This window comes from Actinomadura montaniterrae (assembly GCF_008923365.1).
Classification (GTDB): domain Bacteria; phylum Actinomycetota; class Actinomycetes; order Streptosporangiales; family Streptosporangiaceae; genus Spirillospora; species Spirillospora montaniterrae.
In genome coordinates this window covers 25747-44725 of the sequence record NZ_WBMR01000002.1, presented here as the reverse complement: position 1 = coordinate 44725, position 18979 = coordinate 25747, and the positions used below count along the sequence as shown (strand labels likewise).

Here is an 18979-nt window from a genome sequence, read left to right as displayed (position 1 = left end):
TGATGTCCGATTCTTTCCAGATGGCGGTGGTGACCGGAGCAGGCCGCGGCTTCGGGCGCGCGATCGCGACCGCGCTCGTTGCGGCCGGCACCGGTGTCGTCGGCATCGCCCGCGACGAGCGGGAATTGCATGCCGTAAGCGAGGAACTGGGGGAGGGGTTCACCCCGGTCGCAGCCGACGCCACCGACGAGGCGCTCGCTCAGAGCGTGATCCGCAAGTACAGGCCGGGCCTGCTCGTGCTCAATGCCGGAGTCATGCCGCATATGGCGCCGGTACACGAGCAGACCTGGGAGACCTTCAGCCGCAACTGGCATGTCGACACCCGGCACGTCTTCACCTGGACCCGGGCGGCTCTGCTCGAACCGCTGGCGCCGGGCAGCGCGGTCGTCGCGATGTCCAGCGGGGCGGTCGTGGCCGGGTCTCCGCTCAGCGGAGGGTACGCCGGGGCCAAGGCCGCGATCCGGTACATCAGCGGCTACGCCGCCGAGGAGTCGGACAGGGCGGGGCTGGGCATCCGGTTCGTCGCGCTGCTCCCGCAGCTCACACCGGCGACCGGCCTCGGGGCGAAGGCGGTCGCCGACTACGCCGCGCGCCAGGGCGTCGACCAGGACGTCTTCGCCCGTGCCTTGCAGCCGATACTCACCCCGGAGCAGGTCGGCAAGGCGGTCGTCGATCTCGCAGGCGACCGCGACGCCGCTCCGGCCTACCTGCTCGCCGGTGCCGGGCTGCGCCCGCTCGACTGAGCCCTGGAGAAAGAGCCTCGATGGGCAGATTTGACGGCCAGGTCGTCGTCGTGACGGGCGGGGGCAGCGGCATCGGCCTGGCAACGGCGAAACGGTTCCACCAGGAGGGCGCCAGCGTCGCCATCGCGGGACGCGACCGGGAGCGGCTCCGGAAGGCGGCTGCTCTGATCGGCGACGACGTCCTCACCGTCGCGGCTGATGTCGGCCGGCTCCAGGACATCGACCTGCTCTTCTCCACCGTCGTCCGGGAGCTCGTCGTAAAGGCGCCTGTCGCGCTCGAGCGCGGCCCTCACGGCCGGGCCTGCCAGGGGTGTGCTGACCAGCGCGAATTCGATGGTCAGGGCCAGAACGGGGGGACGGGGTGGGCGTGGTCGGGGGAGTCCAGGAGGCGGAGGTCGTTCAGGTTCCCCGTGCCGGGAAGGGGGACCTCCTCGACGAGGCGGCCGTCGCGATGGTCGATGACCTGGATCCATGAGTCGCCGCGGTGCCGTTTGTCGCGGGGGGAGGGGACGGAGACGCCGACGACGAAGTGGTCGTCGGTCATGGCGAAGCCGCGGGCGAACCCGGCGCGGGGCAGGCGCAGGCGGCGGCCCTGGTCCGAGCGGATCTCCTTGGTCTTGGTGCTTATCCAGAACAGTTCCCCGTCGCGGCGGGCCAGCCCGTGAATGGAATGCCCGGCGTTCGGGTGTACGTCCACGAGGCGGAGCGTCGCCCGGTCGTACACGTTGATGAAGCTCGCGGGGCCGAAGGCGTGGGCCGCGACGAAGAGCCGGTCGCCGTGCCACAGCAGGGAGTTGTAGTGCCAGCGGTCGTCGGCCGAAGAGGCGTCGCGTTCCACGTACGGCCGGACGGTCTGCGCGGCGAGGTCGAACTCGATCGTGTCGTCGGCGCCGACGCCGATGAGGGAGTTGGTCCAGGGGCTCACCGTCCAGGCGCGTCCGGCGTCGTAGGCGAGCTGGTGCGTGTTGACCTGCAGCCGCACGGGGACGGCGCGGCTGAAGGCCAGGTCGTGCCCGAACGCGAGGAGTTGCCGGTTGTTGACGATGAAGAGCTCGCTGGGGCTCCATGTGATGCCGAAGGGGCGGCATGTCGCGCGCTCGGTGATGGTCGGGTCGAAGAAGCCGGGCCGGACGGGGATGTGCCCGACCTCCCGGGTCCGGAGGTCGACGACGACCGCGAGGCTGCGCATGTTCGACACGGTCGCGAGGATCCGCATGGTGTCAGCGGGACGGGAGGGCGCCCAGGCGGCGGCTCGACCGCTCGATCATCATCCGGGCCAGCCCGTCCGCCCGCGAGGACGGCCCGGCGAGCGTGAACCCGTCGGCGCAGGCGTCCGACAGTGTCCCGGCGATGTGCTCGCGGACCTCGCGGAAGTGCCCGCCGAGTTCGCCCGCCGGCCAGCGCACCTGGATCGACGGCCCGCCGTCCGCGCCGGGAAGCGCGGACAGGATGTGGCGCGCGACGTCCAGTTCCTCGATGGCGAGGGCGGTGAGGTGGCCGGTGCCGCCGGCGGGCCCGGCTCGTCCGGTGAGCCTGGCCTCCTTGCGATACCGGTCCAGCAGGAGATGCACGAAGGAGCCCGGCGGCGGAGGGGCCGGGTCCAGCTCGTCCAGCAGGGCGAGCAGCCATTCGACCATGACCGTTCCGGCCGGGCCGAGGTCCTGCCGGTCCTGGAGCTGCTCGCCGAGGTAGTGGGCGCGCGCGAGCGCGCGCCCGGTGTCGATCATCCGGGGTGCGGCCGTTCGCGGCCCGTAGGTCCGGTCCAGTGCCGCCGGTGAGCGCTCGGCGACCCGCGCGAGCAGCGCGATCTGCACGTAGACGTGGAAGGCCGCGAGGGCGCGGTCGGTGTTCCACAGGTTGTGCTCGCCGGTCCCGGGCGTGTTCCAGAGCGACCGGATCCTCGCCGCACCGGCGGCCGGGCGCAGCAGGGCATGCCCGCGGCGGATGTCGTAGAGCTTCTGGTGCAGCGATTCGTGCAGCAGGTGCTCGGCCGTCCACCAGGGGTTCCTCAGCTTCGCCCGGTTCAGGAAGATGACGCCGCTGAGCTGGAACTGCGAGCTGGACGCCTTGCCCTTCCACGCGCCCTCGGGCGGGAACACCGCGATCAGGTGCGTGTGGGACAGGGCGCTGCGCGCGAGCATCGGAAGCAGTTCGCCGAGCAGGCGCACGGCGTCCTCCAGGACCGCCGTCTCGGCTTCGCCCGGCGTGCAGAGGGAGCCCTCGTACTCGTTGCGCACCAAGAGCCGGAAGGCGTGCCCGAACGCGTCGTCGGGCGCGTCCTCACGCCAAACCGCGCCGCCGAAATCCGCCGCGCGCAGGGGCTGAGCACCCGTGAGAGTCGGACGCGCGCCGGTGTCGCCGATGCTCTCGAGAAGTGCGGCGCAGTGTTCCAGGGGCAGGCCGCGTGCGCTGCCGTTCGCGATGCGGGCGAAGGCGTGCTGGATCGCGCATCTCAGCACGGGATCATCGAAGAGGTCGCATTTCTCGATGTCCGTGCCCGCCAGTTCCCGATGGAGCCGCGCGGCGGCCGGTATCGTCGCGGAGATCCTCTCCAGCCGGCGCAGGTAGGAATGGCGGAGCCGATCGCGAATGTAGCCGCTGTCTCCGAAACCCGGGTCGCTCGCGAAGGCCTTCTCGAGGTCGCGGGCGATCGGATCCGCCGGAAGGCCGCCGGGTCCGGCGGCCTTTCCGGCCCGGTCTCCGGGGTTCACGCCGGCTCGGTCTCCGGCTCGGTTTCGGGCTCGGTCTCGGCCTCGTCGTCGTGGTGGTGGTGGCCGGCGTCGCGCTCGGCCAGCGCCATCTCCTCGGCGGACAATTGCAGCCTCTCGAGCTGCTCGTCGGTGAGGAATACGCGCCGACGGCCGCTGCGAGGGGAATTCTCGGGCATGTGCTGCCTCCTTGTGTCGTGCGGAGAGGAGCCGTGGCATTTCCATGGGAATGCTTTCCTGGTCCCTCTCAGGAGTATGAGCGTAAGACGGCGTCTCGACCGGTGTCAACGACGATTATGGCCGCATCCGGCACTGATCTTCCAGCGCCAAGATCCGTTCGATGATCCAAAGGGAGATCGAATTCTTCGGTGCCGGAAAACCTTCGGATATTCAAGTTCTCGCCGGCCCCGTTCCGCACCGAATGGTGTTCCGGTTCCGGGCGGCGGCGCACGGGCGGCGGCGCACGGGCGGCGGCGCAGGCCGGCGCGTCGGCCTCGCCCGGCCCGGTAGCGTCCTGGAAAGGTCGCCAAAGAAATGACCGGTGGACCGCTCCGCCCGGCACCAGAGGAGATGACCTTCAGATGCGGTACCTGTTCTCCGTGATCCACGACCGGCCCACCCTCGCCACCCCGGAGGAGGACGCCGCGATCGACGTGTTCAACGAACGGCTCCAGGCGGAGGGCAACTGGGTCTTCGCCGGCGGCCTCGCCGCGCCCGACACGGCCACCGTCGTCGACAACCGGAGCGCGGAGGCGCTGGTCACCGACGGGCCCTTTCTGGAGTCCAAGGAGTACCTCGCCGGCTTCTGGATCATCGAGGCCGCCGACCTCGACGTCGCGCTCGCGCTCGCCACCGACGGGTCGAAGGCCTGCAATCGGAAGATCGAAGTGCGGCCGTTCCTGTGACCGGTACCGAAGTCCGCGAGGCGGTCACGCGGGCCCACCAGGAGGAGTGGGCCCGGGTCGTCGCCTCACTGACCAGGCGTTTCGGCGACCTCGACATCGCCGAGGAGGCCGCCGCCGAGGCGTTCGCGACCGCCGTTCAGCGGTGGCCGGACGACGGCGTGCCGCCCAATCCGGGCGGCTGGCTGACCACCACCGCCGTCCGCAAGGCCATCGACCGGATCCGCCGCGAGAGCAAGCGCGACGACAAGCACAGGGAGGCCCGGATGGTGCACGACGACGGCCCGCCGGAGCCGGCCGGCGCCGTCGACGACGACCGGCTCCGGCTGATCTTCACCTGCTGCCATCCGGCGCTGGCGGCGCAGACCCGCGTGGCGCTGACGCTGCGCATGGTCGGCGGCCTGACCGTGCCCGAGATCGCCCGCGCCTTCCTGGTGGCGGACACCGCCATGGAGCGGCGGATCACCCGCGCGAAGGCCAAGATCAAGGCGGCCCGCATCCCGTACCGGGTGCCGTCCGCCGAGGACCTCCCGGCGCGCGTGTCCGGCGTGCTCGCCGTCCTGTATCTCGTGTTCAACGAGGGCTACCTGGCGTCCGGCCCCGGCACCGACCCGGTGCGCGCCGACCTGACCACCGAGGCGATCCGGCTCACCCGCCTGGTCCGGGCCCTGCTGCCCGGCGACGGCGAGGCGGCCGGGCTGCTGGCGCTGATGCTGCTGACCGAGGCCCGCCGCAGCGCCCGGGTCTCCGCCGGCGGCGAGCTCGTCCCCCTGGCCGAGCAGGACCGCGGTGCCTGGGACGCGGCGCTGATCGCCGAGGGGCACCGGCTGGTGCGCGAGCGCCTCGCCGCTGCCGCGGGCGGGGTCGCTCCGGGCCGCTACCAGATCCTCGCGGCGATCAACGCCGTGCACACCTCCGCCCGCGACATGCGCGACACCGACTGGTCGCAGGTCCTCGCCCTCTACGACCAGCTCGTCCGCCTCGACGCGTCCCCGGTCATCGCACTCAACCGGGCGATCGCGGTCGCCGAGGTCGACGGCCCGGAGGTGGCGATGGCGGCCGTCGACCGCCTTGAGGGCGAGCTCGCCGGCTATCACGCCTACCACGCCACCCGCGCCGACCTGCTGCGCCGGCTGCGCCGCGGTCATGAGGCGCGCGCCGCCTACGACAGGGCCATCGAGCTCGCGGGCAACACCGCCGAGACCGCCTACCTGGCCCGCCGCCGCGACCAGCTGCGGTGACGGATCCCGGTCATCCGACGATGAGGGGGAGGGTCTCCCAGCCCCGGACCGTGGAGGTCTGGCCGAGCCTGGCGTTGTCCCAGTCCACCTCCCAGGTCGGGAAGCGTTTGAGGATCTCCTCCATCGCGATCCTGCCTTCGAGGCGGGCCAGGGCCGCACCGAGGCAGTAGTGGCCGCCGAGCCCGAAGGTGAGCTGCTGGCCGATGTCGCGGTGGAGGTCGAAGCGGTCGGGGTCGGTGTGGCGGCGGTGGTCGCGGTTGGCGGAGCCCACGATGAACAGCAGGGCGCTGCCGGCCGGAACGGTCTCGCCGTGGAACTGCACGTCGCGGGTGACGTAGCGGGCGATGGAGTGGCCGGTCGGCTCGTATCGGAGGATCTCCTCGATGGCGTTGCGGATGAGGGACGGGTCGTCGACGAGTTCGTGGCGCTGCTCGGGGTGCCGGGCGAGGACGGCGCCGATCCAGCCGATGAGCCGTCCGGTCGTCTCGTTGCCGGCGTTGGAGACGACGTTGACGTAGGTCAGCACCTCGTCCCGGGTGAGTGTGCGGGTCCGCCCGTTCTCGTCCTCGAATTCGGCGTTCAGGAGATCGGTCATGAGGTCGTTGGAGGGGTGGTCGCGGCGCCAGTCGATGTAGTCGGCGAAGGCCTCGTTGGTGAGGGACTCGGCGCCCTTGAACCGCATCTTCTGGCCGTCTTCGGTGCGCAGCGCCTCGTCGGCCATGTCGCGGATGGCGGGCTGGTCGGCCTCGGGGATGCCGAGGAGCATGCCGATGACGCGCATCGGCATCTCGGCGCCGACGGCCTCGATGAGGTCGAAGCGGTCGGCGCCGGCGAGCGGGTCCAGGACCGCGGTGCAGAAGTTCCTTACCTGGGGCTCCAGCATGCCGATCCGGCGCGGGGTGAAGACGCGCGAGAGCAGCCGGCGGTGGACGTCGTGGATGGGCGGGTCCTCGAAGATGAGGGTGCCCGACGGGATCTCGTAGCCCGACTGGATGATCTCCAGGATGTCTCCGCGGGACGAGGAGAACGTCCGCCAGTCCGGCAGCCCGCGCTCGCAGTCGGCGAACCGGGTGACCGCGTAGAAGTCGTATTTCTCGTTGTAGTACAGCGGCATCTCTTCCCGGAGCCGACGGTAGATCGGGTACGGGTTCTGAGCGATGCCTGCGTCGTAGGGGTCCCAGTAGATCTCGCCGCCGGTCTCCACCTTTCGCACCTCCCTGTATCGCGCGGGTCGTGGCGGTTCCGTCCGCCTACTTGAGCAATGCGCCGGCGTCGATCGGCAGGGGGACGCCGGTGACGTAGCGGCCCTCGTCCGAGACCAGGAAGAGGATCGCGTTGCTGACGTCCACCGGCTCGACCCACGGGACCGGGAGGGTGTTCATCATCTGCGAGATCGGCGCCATGTCCTCGGCGGTCGGGTTCTCCAGGTCGGGCCGGAACATCCGGTAGGTCATGTCGTTCATCAGCATCGGGCTGTTGACCTGAGTGGGGTGGACGGAGTTGACGCGGATGTTGTGCTGCGCGAACTCGACCGCCATGCTGCGCATCAGCCCCACCACGCCGTGCTTTGAGGCGATGTAGTTGCCGATGTTCGGGTGGGACTTCAGCCCGCCGACGGAGCTGGTCAGCACGATCGCGCCGCCGCGTCCGCCCTCGATGACGTGCGGGACGGCGGCCTTGACGGTCTGCCAGACGCCGGTGAGGTTGACGTCGATCGAGTCGCGCCACAGCTTCTCGCTCATCTTCTCGATGGCGTCGCCTGCGGCGGCGAGTCCGGCGTTGGCCAGGATGACGTCGAGCCGGCCGAACCGGCTCACTCCTTCGTCGACCGCCGCCTTCAGCGCGTCGTAGTCGCGGACGTCGGCCTGGACGGCGTGGACGCGCCGGCCCGCCTTCTCCACCTGCGCGACCGTCTCCTCCAGGTCCTCGGGGGTGGACATCGGCGTGGGCACGCTGTCGATCTGCTTGCAGACGTCGACGGCGATGATGTCGGCGCCCTCCTCGGCGAGGCGCACGGCGTGGCTGCGGCCCTGACCGCGGGCGGCGCCGGTGATGAACGCGACCTTGCCTTCGACTCTTCCGGGCATGCTGTCCCTCTTTCTCGGCTCGCGGCCCTCGTCCAGGCGACGAAGGCGACGGCGTGGTTGTGGATCGTCCGGTTTCGTCCCGATGGCGGCCTCAGTCACCCTTGGCCTCCTCAACGGCCCTCCGCCAGGCCCGCGCGACCATGACCGCGCCGACGCGCGTGCGGTAGGCGGCGGATCCGTGCAGGTCCGACGGGACGGACGCGAGTTCGGACATGGCGGTGCGCCCGACATCGGCGGCGTCGATCGCGGCGGCCTCCCCGCCGGTCGCGGCGGCCTCCGCGGCCGGAGCCCGCCGTGCGGTCGGGCCGAGCCCGAACAGGCCGATGCCGCAGCGCCGGATCCGGGCGTCCTCGTCGAGTTCGACGGCGACGGCGGCGCCCGCCAAGGCGAAGTCCTCGTACCGGCGGGCGAACTCCTCGACCGCGAACCCGCTGCGGGCGCTCCGGACGGGAAAAGTGATCCCGGTGAGCAGCTCGTCCTCCGCCAGGTCGGTGCTCCACAGCCCGGTGAAGAACAGGGTGGCGGGGATCGTCCGCCGTCCCCGGGGCGAGAACGTCTCCAGCCGGGCGTCGAGGGCCAGCGCCACCGCGGGGTACTCGGCGGCGGCGTCGGCGTGGGCGAGCGACCCGCCGATGGTGCCGCGGCTGCGGATCCGGAAGTGGCCGATCAGGGGAGTGGCGCGGGCCAGCAGCGGGACGGCGCCGGAGACCTCGCCGGACCACTGGATCGCGGCCTGCGTCGTGCCCGCGCCGATCCACAGCGATCCGTTGCGGCGCTCGATGCCGCGCAGGCCCGGCACGTAGCGCAGGTCGACCAGGTGGCCGAAGACCGCCATCCGCCGGACGAGCATGGGGACGAGGCTCTGCCCGCCGGCGATGGCCTTGGCGTCCTCGCCCAGCTCGGCGAGAAGCGCGACCGCCTCTTCGAGGGTCGTCGGGACGTGGTGTTCGAACGCTCCCGGGGACTTCAGGTGTCCGTACTCTAGGGTGGGCACCTCGGTGGTGGTGGGCGGGAGGTAGGCCATGAAGGTCGTGGTGAGGGGGTTGCCGTCCCCGCCGTAGGCGCAGTGTCCCTCCACCGCGTTCGGGTTGAAGGGGAGCCCCGCGTCGGGGCAGGCCGCCCGTCCGCCGGCCCCGTGCCCGCTCACCGGTCCGCCCATGCGCGGACGTCCTCGGGCTCTGCGGACGGACCGGCGGGGAAAGGCGTGTCGACTTCCATCGAGCAGCTTCTCCGTTCTTCTCGGAGGCCGATGGCGGGAAGGGGGCGGATGGCGCCACGATCTCTGCTAAACGACTGTTTAACACCCGCTCTGCGGGCCGTCAAGGAGAAGGGGACATGACTTCGCCTCGCCGTATGGGACCGGAGAATTCCAAAACCCGGCTGCGGTTCCTGGACATCGCCGAACGGCTGATGCTGGAGGAGGGCTACGCCGCCGTCGGGATCCGGCGCGTGGCCCGGGAGGCCGGCGTCACGCCGGCCCTGATCCACTACTACTTCCGGACCCTGGACGACCTGTTCGTCGCCCTGATCCGCAGGCGCTCCGAGCAGGAGCTGGAGGCGCAGGAGCGCGCGCTGGAGTCCGGCGGGCTGCTGCGCTCCCTGTGGGCCTACAACAGCCATCCCCGGGGAGCGACGCTGAACGTCGAGTTCATCGCGCTGTCGAATCACCGCAAGGCGGTGCGCGCCGAGCTGGTCGGTTATGCCGAACGGGCCCGCGAACTCCAAAGAAAGGCGGTCGCCGATTATTTGAAGGCGCGCGGAATCGACCCCGAGACGCTGCCTCCGCTCGCTCTGACCGTTCTGATATCGACGGTTTCCCGAGCGCTCACGATTGAGGACGCCATGGGGCTCACCGTGGGCCATGACGAAGCCCTGGCCCTCGTCGAGGAGTACCTGCGGAAGATCGACGGCGCTCCCGTCCAGGACGCGGAGTGAACCGTTCGAGGGCGGGAGGTCGAGGTGCGGGCGCCTGCCTCGGCGTGAAGCGCCACGCCCGGCGGTGCGCGGGGGCGCATCGACCGCATGTCACGCATGGATGAAGACGTTCTTGGTCTGAAGGAACTCGAAGAGCCCTTCCCGGCCTCCCTCTCGTCCGATGCCGCTCTGCTTGTAGCCGCCGAACGGCGCACCGGGCGGCTGACCGGAGACGCCGTTGACGTGCACGCTGCCCGACTGGAGCAGCGGCACGATCCGGTGCACCCGTGACACGTCCCGGGTCTGGAGGTAGGTGCCCAGGCCATAGGGGGTCGAGTTGGCCAGGTCGACCGCCTCCGCCTCGCTCCCGAAGGGAAGGATCGACAGCACCGGGCCGAAGATCTCCTGGCGGGCGGCCTCGCTCGCCGGATCCACGTCGGCGAGGACCGTCGGCTCGACGAAGTAGCCGTCGCGGACGTGCGGCGGCAGCGAGGCCCGATCCACGGCGCGGCCGCCGATCACCACCCGTGCGTCCTTCCTGGCCCGGCCGATCACACCGAGGACGCGGTCCCGAGATGCCGCGTCGATCACGGGGCCGACGGCGGTGCTCGGCTCGAACGGATCGCCCGCGCGCAGGCCCGCGACGCGCCGGCGGGTCGACTCGACCACGTCGTCGTACACCTCGCGGTGTACCAGCATCCGGGTGGTGAGATTGCAGCCTTGGCCGGCGATGTTGTAGCAGGAGCGCACGGTCAGGGCGACGGCCTCGTCGAGGTCGGCGTCGGGGAAGACCACGTTCGCCGACTTGCCGCCCAGTTCCAGCACGACCGGTTTCACCGTGTGCCGGGCGGCGTCCAGGATCTTCTTCGCGGTGGGGATCCCGCCCGTGAAGGAGATCTTCCCGACGTCCGGATGCCGCACCAGCCGGTCGCCGGCCTCCGCGCCGCCCGGCAGGACGTGCAGGACCCCGGGAGGAAGACCGGCCTCAAGAGCGATCTCCGCGAACCGGGCCACCGTGTAGGGGGCGAGCTCGGACGTCTTGACGACCACGCAGTTGCCCGCGGCCAGCGCGGGCGCCACCTTCATGCCGATCGACGTGATCGGCCCGTTCCACGTCACGATGATCCCGACGACGCCGTACGGCTCGGGGAGCGTGAAGTCGAAGCCCGTGTTGAGCACGGGGCTCAGGGGGATCGTCGCCCCCTCGATCTTGTCCGCCCAGCCCGCGTAATAGCCGAACCAGCCGGCGCAGAGATGCGCGAGCGCCCCGGATATCACCGCCGGGGCGCCGATCTCCAGAGTGGTGAGGCGGGCGAGTTCGGGGAGGCGGGCCTCCATCAACTCCTCGATCCGCTGCAGGATGCGCCGGCGCTTGTCGGGTGACATCGCCCGCCATGCGGGAAATGCGGCCTTGGCCGCGCTGACCGCCGCGTCCACCTCCCGTGGCCCGCTGAACATGACGGTGCCGTTCACCCGGGCCGTGGCGGGATTGATGTGATCCGCCGTGTCCAGGTCCGGGCGGTCGAGCCAGGTGCCGTCGATGAGCGGTCCGGTGACGCCGAGGTCGTCCGAGGTGGTCGGGGGTGTGGTCATCGCGGGATCCCGCCTTGTCCATAACGGCGCGGCCCGTCCGGCATCTGTGGCCGGACGCTTGGAGAGGAGAGTTTGCGATCATGAGAACGTCGCTACCACTGACGATCGGATCGAAGCACACCTTGCCGGAGAAAGTCCAGTGACTTAAAGTTAAGCCGTCCGAATTCCGAACGGCCGGCCGGAGGATTTGGCATGGGCGACGCACCCGCAGACAGGACGTATCGCGAGGTCATGACGCGCGAGGCGCCCGCACCGGCCACCCCGCTCGAGGCGGCGGCCCGCGATTTCGTGTTCGGCGAGGTGTGGCCGCGACCCGGGCTGAGCCGGCGGGACCGCCGATGGGTGACGCTGACCTGCGTCGGCGCGGCGGACGCGCCCGAGCCGATCGACGAGCACGTCTACGCGGCCCTCAACAGCGGCGACATCGAACTGGAGGCGATGCTGGAGTTCGTGCTGCAGTTCGCCGTCTACTGCGGCTGGCCGAAGGCCTCGCACATCGAAGGGGTGATCCGCCGGCAGTGGGCCCGCATCCTCCGGGAGCGCGGAGAGGAGCCCGGGCCGTTGCCGCTCCTCGGTAACGACACCCTGGGCATCGAGGACCGGGACGAGCGCATCAAGCGCGGCGTGGAGGAGTTCGTCGACGTCAACCTCATCCAGGCGCCCAGGCCCGAGACGCCGTACATCCACGCCGGAATCCTCAACTTCGTCTTCGGGCACGTCTGGCAGCGCCCCGGCCTCACCCGACGCGAACGCCGCATCATCACCGTGGCGAGCGTCGCCGTCTGCGACTCGCCCACGCCGCTGCGGTCGCACGTCGGTGCCGCGCTGAACTCCGGCGACGTCTCCAAGGAGGAGATGGACGAGATCGTCCTGCAGTTCGCCGCCTACTACGGCTTCGCCAAGGGCGAGGCGCTCGGGAGCACCGCCGACGCGATCTGGGCCGAAAGGACCCGCTGACGCTCGGGGCGCACCCGTCCTTCTACGATGGGCGTCGCCGGAAACGCATGAGAACGCAGTCGACTTCCCTCCCGCGGGTGATCCATGGTGTCCATGTCGGTCTCGACGTCTTCCACGAAGGCGGAGATAATTCGCGCCGCCGAACGGCTCTTCGCGCAGCACGGAATTGACGGCGTATCGCTCCGCCAGATCGGCGCCGAAGCCGGCAACGGGAACAAGTCGGCGGTCCAATACCACTTCGGGACCAAGGAACTCCTGCTCCAGGCGATCTGCGAGCATCGCCTGCCCGACATCCACGAGCGGCGCCGGATGCTCATCGCCCGATACCGTCCGCGCGATCTGCGTTCGTGGGTCGAATGCTATGTCCTCCCGCTTCTGGAGCAGGGCGAGCGGGAGGACAGCAGGTACCTCACCTTCGTCAGCATGCTGCGGCATCACAACCGCCAGGACGTGTTCCGACGGCTGCCCGAGGAGTTCCAGGCGTCCACGCGCGAGTTCGGCGAGCGCGTCGCGGCGCTGCTCCCGCACCTCCCCGAGCCGCTGCGGGAGCACCGCATCGGCCAGGTCGTGTCGTTCGGCGTCGAGGCCGCGTCCGACCGCGAACGGGCGCGGGTGAACGGCTATCCGGTCGTGCCGTTCGCGCTGCACGTCGCCGACCTGCTCGACGGCCTCCTCGGATTCCTCCAGGCTCCGGCGTCACCGGCCGCGCTCGCCGCCCTTGAGGACGCCTCGCCCGGCACGACCTGGCTGCCGTATCTGTAAGCCCGGGCTGGGCTACCTGATGGTGACACCCGCATCGACCTTGAACTCCATGCCGGTGACATGCCGGGACTCGTCGGAGACGAGGAACAGGACGGCGTTGCTCACGTCCCGCGCCTCGACCATCGGGACCGGCAGCGCGTTGGCGTAGATGGGCGCCAGGTCGGGGCGCTTCTCGGCGAGCAGGCCGTGCAGCGAGGCCGGCGCCATGCCGGTCGCCACCCCGGTGGGGTGGACGGTGTTGACGCGGATGTTCTGCGCCGCCAGCTCGTTGGCCAGCGCCTGGCTCATCCCGACCACGCCGTGCTTGGACGCGGTGTAGGGCGTCGTGAGCGGGCTTCCCTTGATGCCGGCGGCGGAGCTGATGTTGACCAGGCTGCCGCCGTGCTCGATCAGGTGCGGGATCGCGGCGACGCAGGTGTTCCACGAGCCGATGAGGTTGACGTCGAGGACGAGACGCCACTGCTCGGGCGTGGTGGTGTCCCAGGTGCCGGCGGTGAGCACGCCCGCGTTGGCCACCGAGGCGTCCAGCCCGCCGAGTTCGGCCACCCCGTCCGCGACGGCCTTGCGCATCGCCGCGGCGTCGCGGACGTCGGCCACCGCCGCCACCGCGTGGCGGCCGTGTCCGCGCACGAGGCGCGCGGTCTCGTCGAGGTCGTCCTTGGTGGACAGCGCGTACTCCAGCCCGGGCGGCGACTCGCACAGGTCGACCAGGATCAGGTCGGCGCCCTCCTCGGCCAGGCGCAGCGCGTGGCTGCGCCCCATCCCGCGCGCCGCCCCGGTGACCAGGACGCGCTTTCCCGCCGCTCTTCCAGCCATCGTGTCGCCCGTCCCGTCAGAGCTTGTTGCAGAAGCCGGCGTCGACCGGCATCGCCACACCGGTGATGAACCTGGCCTGGTCGGAGGCCAGGAACGCGACGGCGTCGCTGATGTCGCCGGGCTCCAGCATGTCGACCGGCATCGGGTTCTGCAGGTGCGGCCCGCCGCCCTCGGGGTTCTGCTCGAGCCACTCGGTCATGCCCGGGTTGACCGCCATCATCGTCCGGACCGCGGTCGGGTGCACCGTGTTCACCCTGATGCTGTGCGGCGCCAGGGCGTTGGCGAACGTCCGCATCAGCCCGACCACCCCGTGCTTGGACGCGGCGTACCCGACCCCGCCGCCCTGCGTGCCGCCGAAGCCGCGCAGCCCGGTGGTGGAGCTGGTGATGATGACCGAGCCGCCGCGGCCGCCCTCGATCAGGTGCGGCATCGCCGCCTTCACGGTGTTGAACGTCCCCGACAGGTTGACGCCGACGACGGCCTCCCAGTGCTCGAGCTCCTCTTCGATGGTCAGCTCGCGGAACGCCATGGGGGCGATGCCCGCGTTGGCGCAGACGATGTCGAGCCGGCCCAGCTCGGCCACGCCCGCGTCCAGCGCCGCCCGCAGCCCGTGGAAGTCGCGCACGTCGGCGACGGCCCCGATCATCCGCCGTCCCTGCTCCTTGACCAGCGACTCCGTCTCGGCCAGCTCCTCGCGGGTGCCCATCGCGTAGCTGTTGGCGGGGATGTCCGCGCAGATGTCGACGCCGATGATGTCCGCGCCCTCGCCGGCGAGGCGGACCGCGTGGCTGCGCCCCTGCCCGCGTGCCGCACCCGTGATGAAGGCGACCTTGCCGTCCAGTTGTCCCACTGCTTCCCGGCCCTTCCCGCTCCACGCCGGCGCGCGGCGACGCGCTTCCGTCCCTGCGTCGCGGCCGCTGATCGAACCGATCCGATCTCTCCTCGGCATTGCTATAACAAAAAGTTCTTTGCAGTCAACAGTCCGGGTGCGCTCCGGAATCCGGTAGGTTGTGCTGCATGGCTCGTCCTGCGCCTGCGTCCACCCGCGCGGCGACGATCATCTCCTTCCTCACCGCGCATCCCCTGCAGGGCTTCACGATCAGCGAGCTCGCCCGGCACCTCGGGATGAACATCGCCTCCGCCCACGCCACGCTGGCCGTGCTGAGCGACTGCGGATTCGTCCTGCGGGACCCCGTGCACCGCACGTACGTGCTCGGTCCGGCGCTGGCGGCGACGGGCTTCGCCGCGCTGGAGCGGCACCCGTCGATCGGCGCCGCCATCGCCCAGGCCGAAGTGCTCGCCGCCGAACTCGAATGCGAGGTCGGCGTGACGGCCGTCGCCGGGCGGGACGTCGTCATCCTCGCCCAGCGGGGGCCGGAACCGGCCGCCTCCGGCATCGGCTACCCCGGCGACCGGTCGCCGTTGCTCGCCCCGATGGGCGCGCCGTTCCTGGCGTGGGCCGACGACGAGGCCGTTTCGGCCTGGCTGGAGCGCGGCGCCGTCGGGCCGCCCCTCGACGCCCTCTACCGGCGCATCCTCGCCCAGGTGCGAGACCACGGCTTCAGCGTCGCCACGTCCGCGATCGCGGCGCCGGCCGTGATCGAGGCCATGAGCCGGGTCCGCGCCGAACCGACCGATGACGGCGCCGAGCAGAACCTCCGCGAGGTGCTGCGCGCGACCGACGAGATGCTCGTGCTCTTCGACGGCCTGCCGGGCTCCGACGAGATCGTGTTCAAGGCGATCGCCGCGCCGATCTTCGACCCGAGCGCCCGCGCGCTGCTGACGCTCAGCGTCACCGGGTCCGGGGAACCGGTCCGCGTCGACCGGGTCCTGGCCCTCGGCCGCCGGCTGGTCCAGGCGGCCGGGATCGCGACGCGCCAGTCGCGGGGTCGTGTACCGCGCCGGGACGCGCATCGCGCCGCGAGCGAGCCCGCCGACGCGATCGGCGGTTGAGTCCCGGGCGCGACCGTTCCGGCACGGGACCTGTTGACGGCCTTTCGCCGCAGGTGTTAGACATGGCCCTCCCCGTCTGCTGAACACCCGTTCGGCACGCCCGGCCATTAAAACGTTTTAATAAGGAGTGGCCCCGTGACAACCGCCAAGGTGCTGGTCGCAGCCATGACGGCCGCCGGCATGAGCATCGCGCTGACGGCCGGTGCCGTCGCCGCGGCCCCGCCGGGGACGCCCGCCGCCACCTCGGATCGCGTCCCGTCCCTGACGGCCGCCGCCTTCCGGAACCCGCCCGCGGCCGTCCGGCCCAAGTACCGGTGGTGGGTGCCGCTCGCCGACACCGACGACGGCGAACTGCGCGCGGAGGTCAAGCAGATCGCGGACTCCGGCGCGGGCGGGGTGGAAGTGGCGCCCTTCGGTGTGCCGGGCGCCGGGAACCAGGACGCCGGCTTCCTGAAGACCTACGGCTGGGGCACCGCGTTGTGGACGCACAAGCTGCAGGTCATCCTCACCGAGGCGAACAAGTACGGGTTGACCGTGGACCAGAACATGGGCCCGCACTACCCGCCGACCGTGCCCACCGTGAAGGACGTCAACGATCCGGCGGCCGCTCAGCAGCTGGTGTACGGCTCGGCGTTCGTGAAGGCGGGGGAGGCCTTCCAGGGGAGCCTGCCGGCTCCCGGAACGAGCGTGCCGGCCGGAGCGAGGACGACGCTCGTCGCGGTCGCCGCCGCCAGGTGCACCGAGGACGGATGTCCTCTCCCCGAAGGCGCTTCGCGGAAGCTGGACCGCTCGACGGTCACCGACCTGACCGGGCAGGTGAAGAACGGCGAGCTGACCTGGACCGCGCCCGCCGGAACGGGCACCTGGGCGTTGCTCGCCTTCTACCAGACGGCGGACGGCCTGACGAAGACCGCCCTGTCCGCGACGTCGCCGAACTACGTCGTCGACCATCTGAGCGGCACCGGAGCGAAGGCGGTCGCCTCCTTCTGGAACTCGGCGATCTTCACTCCCGCGACGCAGCGGCTCCTCGACCGGATGGACGGGCGCGGCTCCATCTTCGAGGACTCCCTGGAGATGGGGTCCAACCAGCTCTGGACGTGGGACTTTGCGAGCCAGTTCACCAAGCGCCGCGGGTACTCCGTCGTCGACGCGCTGCCGGCCCTCACCGGCATCGGCGCCCAGGGAACGGCGACGCCGGGGTTCGACTTCGGCGACGGCAGCGGAGCCCGCTACCGGCAGGACTACCGCCAGACCTGGAGCGACCTCTATATCGACCGGTACGTCACCGGCCTGCAGCACTGGGCCGAGTCGCACGGGCTCGTCTACCGCGCCCAGCCCTACGGCAACCCCATCGAGACCGGCAAGGCCGCCCAGGTGACGGGCATCCCCGAAGGGGAGTCGCTCAACTTCGGCAGCCCCAACGCCTATGGCGCCGAACAGGACTACAAGGTGCTCGCAGGCGGCGCCCACACCGTCGGCACGACGCGGATATCGACCGAATGCTGCGCCGTTTTCAACGGCGCGTACCGGTCCACCGTCGCCGGCCGCGACCTCAACCAGGATCTCACGTCCGACCAGCCGTGGGTCAACGGCGACGCCCAGAACGGCAACCTCGACACCGCCTACAAGGCGTTCGCCGGCGGCGTCACCCAGGTCGTCTGGCACGGCTTCGCCTACAAGGACGCACCGGCGGGGCTCGCCTCACCGAACCCCGGCGAGGGCGGTGCGTGGCCCGGCTACAACCCGTGGAACATTCGCGGTTACCTCAACGTGGGGGAGCTGTTCGGGCCGCGCGTCCCGCAATGGCAGGACTACCGCTCCGTCAACGACCACCTCTCCCGGCTCCAGCTCGTCCTGCGGCAGGGAAGGCCGCGCCTCGACCTCGCCGTCTACTACCAGGACCTCGGCCTCGCCGGGCAGAGCGTCAGCCCCCAGGAGGCACCGGCGCACATGCTCGGCGTCGATTCGGCCACCGCCGCCGCGGGCTACACCTACGAATACGTGACACCTGGCACCCTTGCCGGCGCCCCCTACGAAGGCCACCGCCTCTTCCCCGACGGAGCCGCCTACAAGGGCCTCGTCCTGAACAACCAGGCCACGATCACCGCCGACGCGGCCCAGCGCATCCTCGCCCTCGCCCGCCGGGGCCTGCCCGTCTTCGTGATCGGCGCGGCCCCATCGGCCGCCCCCGGCGCCACCGGCCAGGATGCCCGTGTCAAAGCGCTGACCGCGCAGTTGCTGCGCCAGCCGAGCGTCCGGCGGCTCGCGAACGAAGCCGAGCTGCCCGGCGCACTGGACAACGCCGGCCTTCGTCCCGATGCCAAAGCGGCCTCGTCGTCGGGCGCGCTCGAGACGGTGCACCGGAATGCCGACGGCACCGACTACTACTTCATCTACAACCGGTCCGCCTCACGAGTCGACACCATGATCTCCCTCAACGGCACCGGACGGCCCTACCAGCTCGATAGCTGGAGCGGCACCATCGACCCGATCGCCGCCTACTCCAAGGACCGCGACTCCGTCAGGATCCCAGCGAAGCTCGCCCCGTACGGCGTCACCGTCATCGCGGTGACCAGCAAGGACTACGGCGCCAAGCCGGGCACGCGGCACGCCGTCACCGCGACGACCGACGTCCGTTACAACGGGGACGGCTCACTCCTGGCGCGAGCCACCGGCGCCGGCACCTACACCGCCGCCCTGGACAACGGCCGCAAGGCCTCCACCGTCATCAAGAACGTCGCACCTCAGCGGACCCTGACGTCCTGGCGGCTGTCCGCACAGTCCTGGACGCCTGGAGCGGGCCAGGCCGAGACCACCAAGTCCACGCTGCCGCCAATCCAGTTGACCGCCGGGCAGGGCGGTGCCCTGCAGCCCTGGAACGAGATCACCGGCCTGAACCACGTCTCCGGCATCGGCGCCTACACCACCACCGTCACGCTGCCCAACGACTGGACCAGCCGAAACGGCGCCTACCTGGACCTCGGAAAGGCGGTCGACACCGTGCGGGTGGAGGTCAACGGCCAGGCCGTCGACGGCATCGACCAGAGCGACATCAGCCGCGTCGACCTCGGCCGTCGGCTGCACCCTGGCGCCAACACCATCACCGTCACCGTCTCGACCACCCTCTACAACGCCGTCCACGCGAGCGGCGGCGCCACCTACCGCGCACCTGAACAGCGAACCGGCCTCTTGGGCCCCGTCGTCCTGACCCCTTACGCCGAATCCCCACTGCGCTGAGCGGAATGCAGCCGTCGTCCCGGGTCATCATCCCGGTCAGATGACTGATGCCGTCCGTTTCCGCAG

General features: G+C 70.8%; 17 protein-coding genes and 1 pseudogene. 9 read left to right on the top strand and 9 right to left on the bottom strand.

The window, feature by feature from the left end:
* The first annotated feature begins 2 nt into the window (after positions 1-2).
* Positions 3-743, top strand: a complete 741-nt coding sequence (locus tag F9B16_RS01575) for an SDR family NAD(P)-dependent oxidoreductase (RefSeq protein WP_151537987.1) — start codon at positions 3-5, stop codon at positions 741-743.
* Between the two features lie 20 nt (positions 744-763).
* Positions 764-985 (top strand): annotated as a pseudogene (locus F9B16_RS52290) (SDR family NAD(P)-dependent oxidoreductase); the annotation flags it as partial.
* 95 nt (positions 986-1080) lie between these two features.
* On the opposite strand, the gene F9B16_RS52285 reads toward F9B16_RS52290, so the two are convergent.
* From F9B16_RS52285 to F9B16_RS01555, 3 genes are read right to left on the bottom strand one after another with little or no spacing between them, the layout of a single operon-like run.
* Positions 1081-1959, bottom strand: a complete 879-nt coding sequence (locus F9B16_RS52285) for a hypothetical protein (protein WP_151537986.1) — start codon at positions 1957-1959, stop codon at positions 1081-1083.
* Positions 1960-1963: 4 nt separating this feature from the next.
* On the bottom strand, positions 1964-3454 hold the full coding sequence (locus F9B16_RS01560) for an aKG-HExxH-type peptide beta-hydroxylase (RefSeq protein ID WP_151537985.1): 1491 nt from the start codon (positions 3452-3454) through the stop codon (positions 1964-1966).
* Positions 3451-3630 carry a hypothetical protein gene (locus F9B16_RS01555; protein WP_151537984.1) on the bottom strand — a complete coding sequence of 60 codons (180 nt, stop codon included), beginning with the start codon at positions 3628-3630 and terminating at the stop codon, positions 3451-3453. Before F9B16_RS01555 ends, F9B16_RS01560 begins: the two co-directional genes overlap by 4 nt.
* Positions 3631-4032: 402 nt before the next feature.
* Here F9B16_RS01555 and F9B16_RS01550 point away from each other — a divergent pair, with 402 nt between their 5' ends.
* Positions 4033-4356, top strand: a complete 324-nt coding sequence (locus F9B16_RS01550) for a YciI family protein (protein WP_151537983.1) — start codon at positions 4033-4035, stop codon at positions 4354-4356.
* Positions 4353-5594: an RNA polymerase sigma factor gene (locus tag F9B16_RS01545; protein WP_151537982.1), complete on the top strand. Its 1242-nt coding sequence runs from the start codon at positions 4353-4355 to the stop codon at positions 5592-5594. Before F9B16_RS01550 ends, F9B16_RS01545 begins: the two co-directional genes overlap by 4 nt.
* Positions 5595-5604: 10 nt before the next feature.
* Here F9B16_RS01545 and F9B16_RS01540 read toward each other — a convergent pair whose 3' ends face one another.
* The 3 genes from F9B16_RS01540 to F9B16_RS01530 form a co-directional block, all read right to left on the bottom strand.
* Positions 5605-6798, bottom strand: coding sequence for a cytochrome P450 (locus F9B16_RS01540; protein WP_225991247.1), 1194 nt, complete (start codon positions 6796-6798; stop codon positions 5605-5607).
* Between the two features lie 46 nt (positions 6799-6844).
* On the bottom strand, positions 6845-7681 hold the full coding sequence (locus F9B16_RS01535; RefSeq protein WP_151537981.1) for a mycofactocin-coupled SDR family oxidoreductase: 837 nt from the start codon (positions 7679-7681) through the stop codon (positions 6845-6847).
* A gap of 91 nt (positions 7682-7772) precedes the next feature.
* Entirely contained in the window at positions 7773-8840 is a 1068-nt protein-coding gene (locus tag F9B16_RS01530) for an FAD binding domain-containing protein (RefSeq protein WP_225991246.1), read from the bottom strand.
* A gap of 176 nt (positions 8841-9016) precedes the next feature.
* On the opposite strand from F9B16_RS01530, the gene F9B16_RS01525 reads away from it, so the two are divergent.
* The gene (locus F9B16_RS01525; protein WP_151537980.1) at positions 9017-9616 is read left to right on the top strand and encodes a TetR/AcrR family transcriptional regulator; all 600 of its coding nucleotides are present in this window, start codon (positions 9017-9019) and stop codon (positions 9614-9616) included.
* A 90-nt stretch (positions 9617-9706) separates the two neighbouring features.
* On the opposite strand, the gene F9B16_RS01520 is transcribed toward F9B16_RS01525, so the two are convergent.
* On the bottom strand, positions 9707-11188 hold the full coding sequence (locus tag F9B16_RS01520; protein ID WP_151537979.1) for an aldehyde dehydrogenase family protein: 1482 nt from the start codon (positions 11186-11188) through the stop codon (positions 9707-9709).
* A gap of 192 nt (positions 11189-11380) precedes the next feature.
* Between F9B16_RS01520 and F9B16_RS01515 the strand changes: the two genes are divergently transcribed.
* Positions 11381-12145: a carboxymuconolactone decarboxylase family protein gene (locus F9B16_RS01515; protein ID WP_151537978.1), complete on the top strand. Its 765-nt coding sequence runs from the start codon at positions 11381-11383 to the stop codon at positions 12143-12145.
* A gap of 93 nt (positions 12146-12238) precedes the next feature.
* Positions 12239-12907 carry a TetR/AcrR family transcriptional regulator gene (locus F9B16_RS01510; protein ID WP_151537977.1) on the top strand — a complete coding sequence of 223 codons (669 nt, stop codon included), beginning with the start codon at positions 12239-12241 and terminating at the stop codon, positions 12905-12907.
* 12 nt (positions 12908-12919) lie between these two features.
* Here the strand turns inward: F9B16_RS01510 and F9B16_RS01505 are convergent, their stop codons facing one another.
* Both F9B16_RS01505 and F9B16_RS01500 read right to left on the bottom strand, forming a co-directional pair.
* Complete coding sequence (locus F9B16_RS01505) at positions 12920-13723, bottom strand: mycofactocin-coupled SDR family oxidoreductase (protein WP_151537976.1); 804 nt, start codon at positions 13721-13723, stop codon at positions 12920-12922.
* Between the two features lie 16 nt (positions 13724-13739).
* Entirely contained in the window at positions 13740-14573 is an 834-nt protein-coding gene (locus tag F9B16_RS01500) for a mycofactocin-coupled SDR family oxidoreductase (protein ID WP_151537975.1), read from the bottom strand.
* A gap of 167 nt (positions 14574-14740) precedes the next feature.
* On the opposite strand from F9B16_RS01500, the gene F9B16_RS01495 reads away from it, so the two are divergent.
* Together F9B16_RS01495 and F9B16_RS01490 are read left to right on the top strand one after the other, a co-directional pair.
* Positions 14741-15676, top strand: coding sequence for a helix-turn-helix domain-containing protein (locus F9B16_RS01495; protein WP_151537974.1), 936 nt, complete (start codon positions 14741-14743; stop codon positions 15674-15676).
* Between the two features lie 135 nt (positions 15677-15811).
* The gene (locus F9B16_RS01490) at positions 15812-18913 is read left to right on the top strand and encodes a glycosyl hydrolase (RefSeq protein WP_151537973.1); all 3102 of its coding nucleotides are present in this window, start codon (positions 15812-15814) and stop codon (positions 18911-18913) included.
* The last annotated feature ends 66 nt before the right edge of the window (positions 18914-18979 follow it).

Coding starts and splice junctions, on each gene's coding strand:
- F9B16_RS01535 (WP_151537981.1), bottom strand. CDS start 7,681: ATGCCCGGAAGAGTCGAAGGCAAGGTCGCGTTCATCACCGGCGCCGCC.
- F9B16_RS01520 (WP_151537979.1), bottom strand. CDS start 11,188: ATGACCACACCCCCGACCACCTCGGACGACCTCGGCGTCACCGGACCG.
- F9B16_RS01505 (WP_151537976.1), bottom strand. CDS start 13,723: ATGGCTGGAAGAGCGGCGGGAAAGCGCGTCCTGGTCACCGGGGCGGCG.
- F9B16_RS01495 (WP_151537974.1), top strand. CDS start 14,741: ATGGCTCGTCCTGCGCCTGCGTCCACCCGCGCGGCGACGATCATCTCC.
- F9B16_RS01555 (WP_151537984.1), bottom strand. CDS start 3,630: ATGCCCGAGAATTCCCCTCGCAGCGGCCGTCGGCGCGTATTCCTCACC.
- F9B16_RS01510 (WP_151537977.1), top strand. CDS start 12,239: ATGTCGGTCTCGACGTCTTCCACGAAGGCGGAGATAATTCGCGCCGCC.
- F9B16_RS01515 (WP_151537978.1), top strand. CDS start 11,381: ATGGGCGACGCACCCGCAGACAGGACGTATCGCGAGGTCATGACGCGC.
- F9B16_RS01575 (WP_151537987.1), top strand. CDS start 3: ATGTCCGATTCTTTCCAGATGGCGGTGGTGACCGGAGCAGGCCGCGGC.
- F9B16_RS01525 (WP_151537980.1), top strand. CDS start 9,017: ATGACTTCGCCTCGCCGTATGGGACCGGAGAATTCCAAAACCCGGCTG.
- F9B16_RS01530 (WP_225991246.1), bottom strand. CDS start 8,840: ATGGGCGGACCGGTGAGCGGGCACGGGGCCGGCGGACGGGCGGCCTGC.
- F9B16_RS52285 (WP_151537986.1), bottom strand. CDS start 1,959: ATGCGGATCCTCGCGACCGTGTCGAACATGCGCAGCCTCGCGGTCGTC.
- F9B16_RS01550 (WP_151537983.1), top strand. CDS start 4,033: ATGCGGTACCTGTTCTCCGTGATCCACGACCGGCCCACCCTCGCCACC.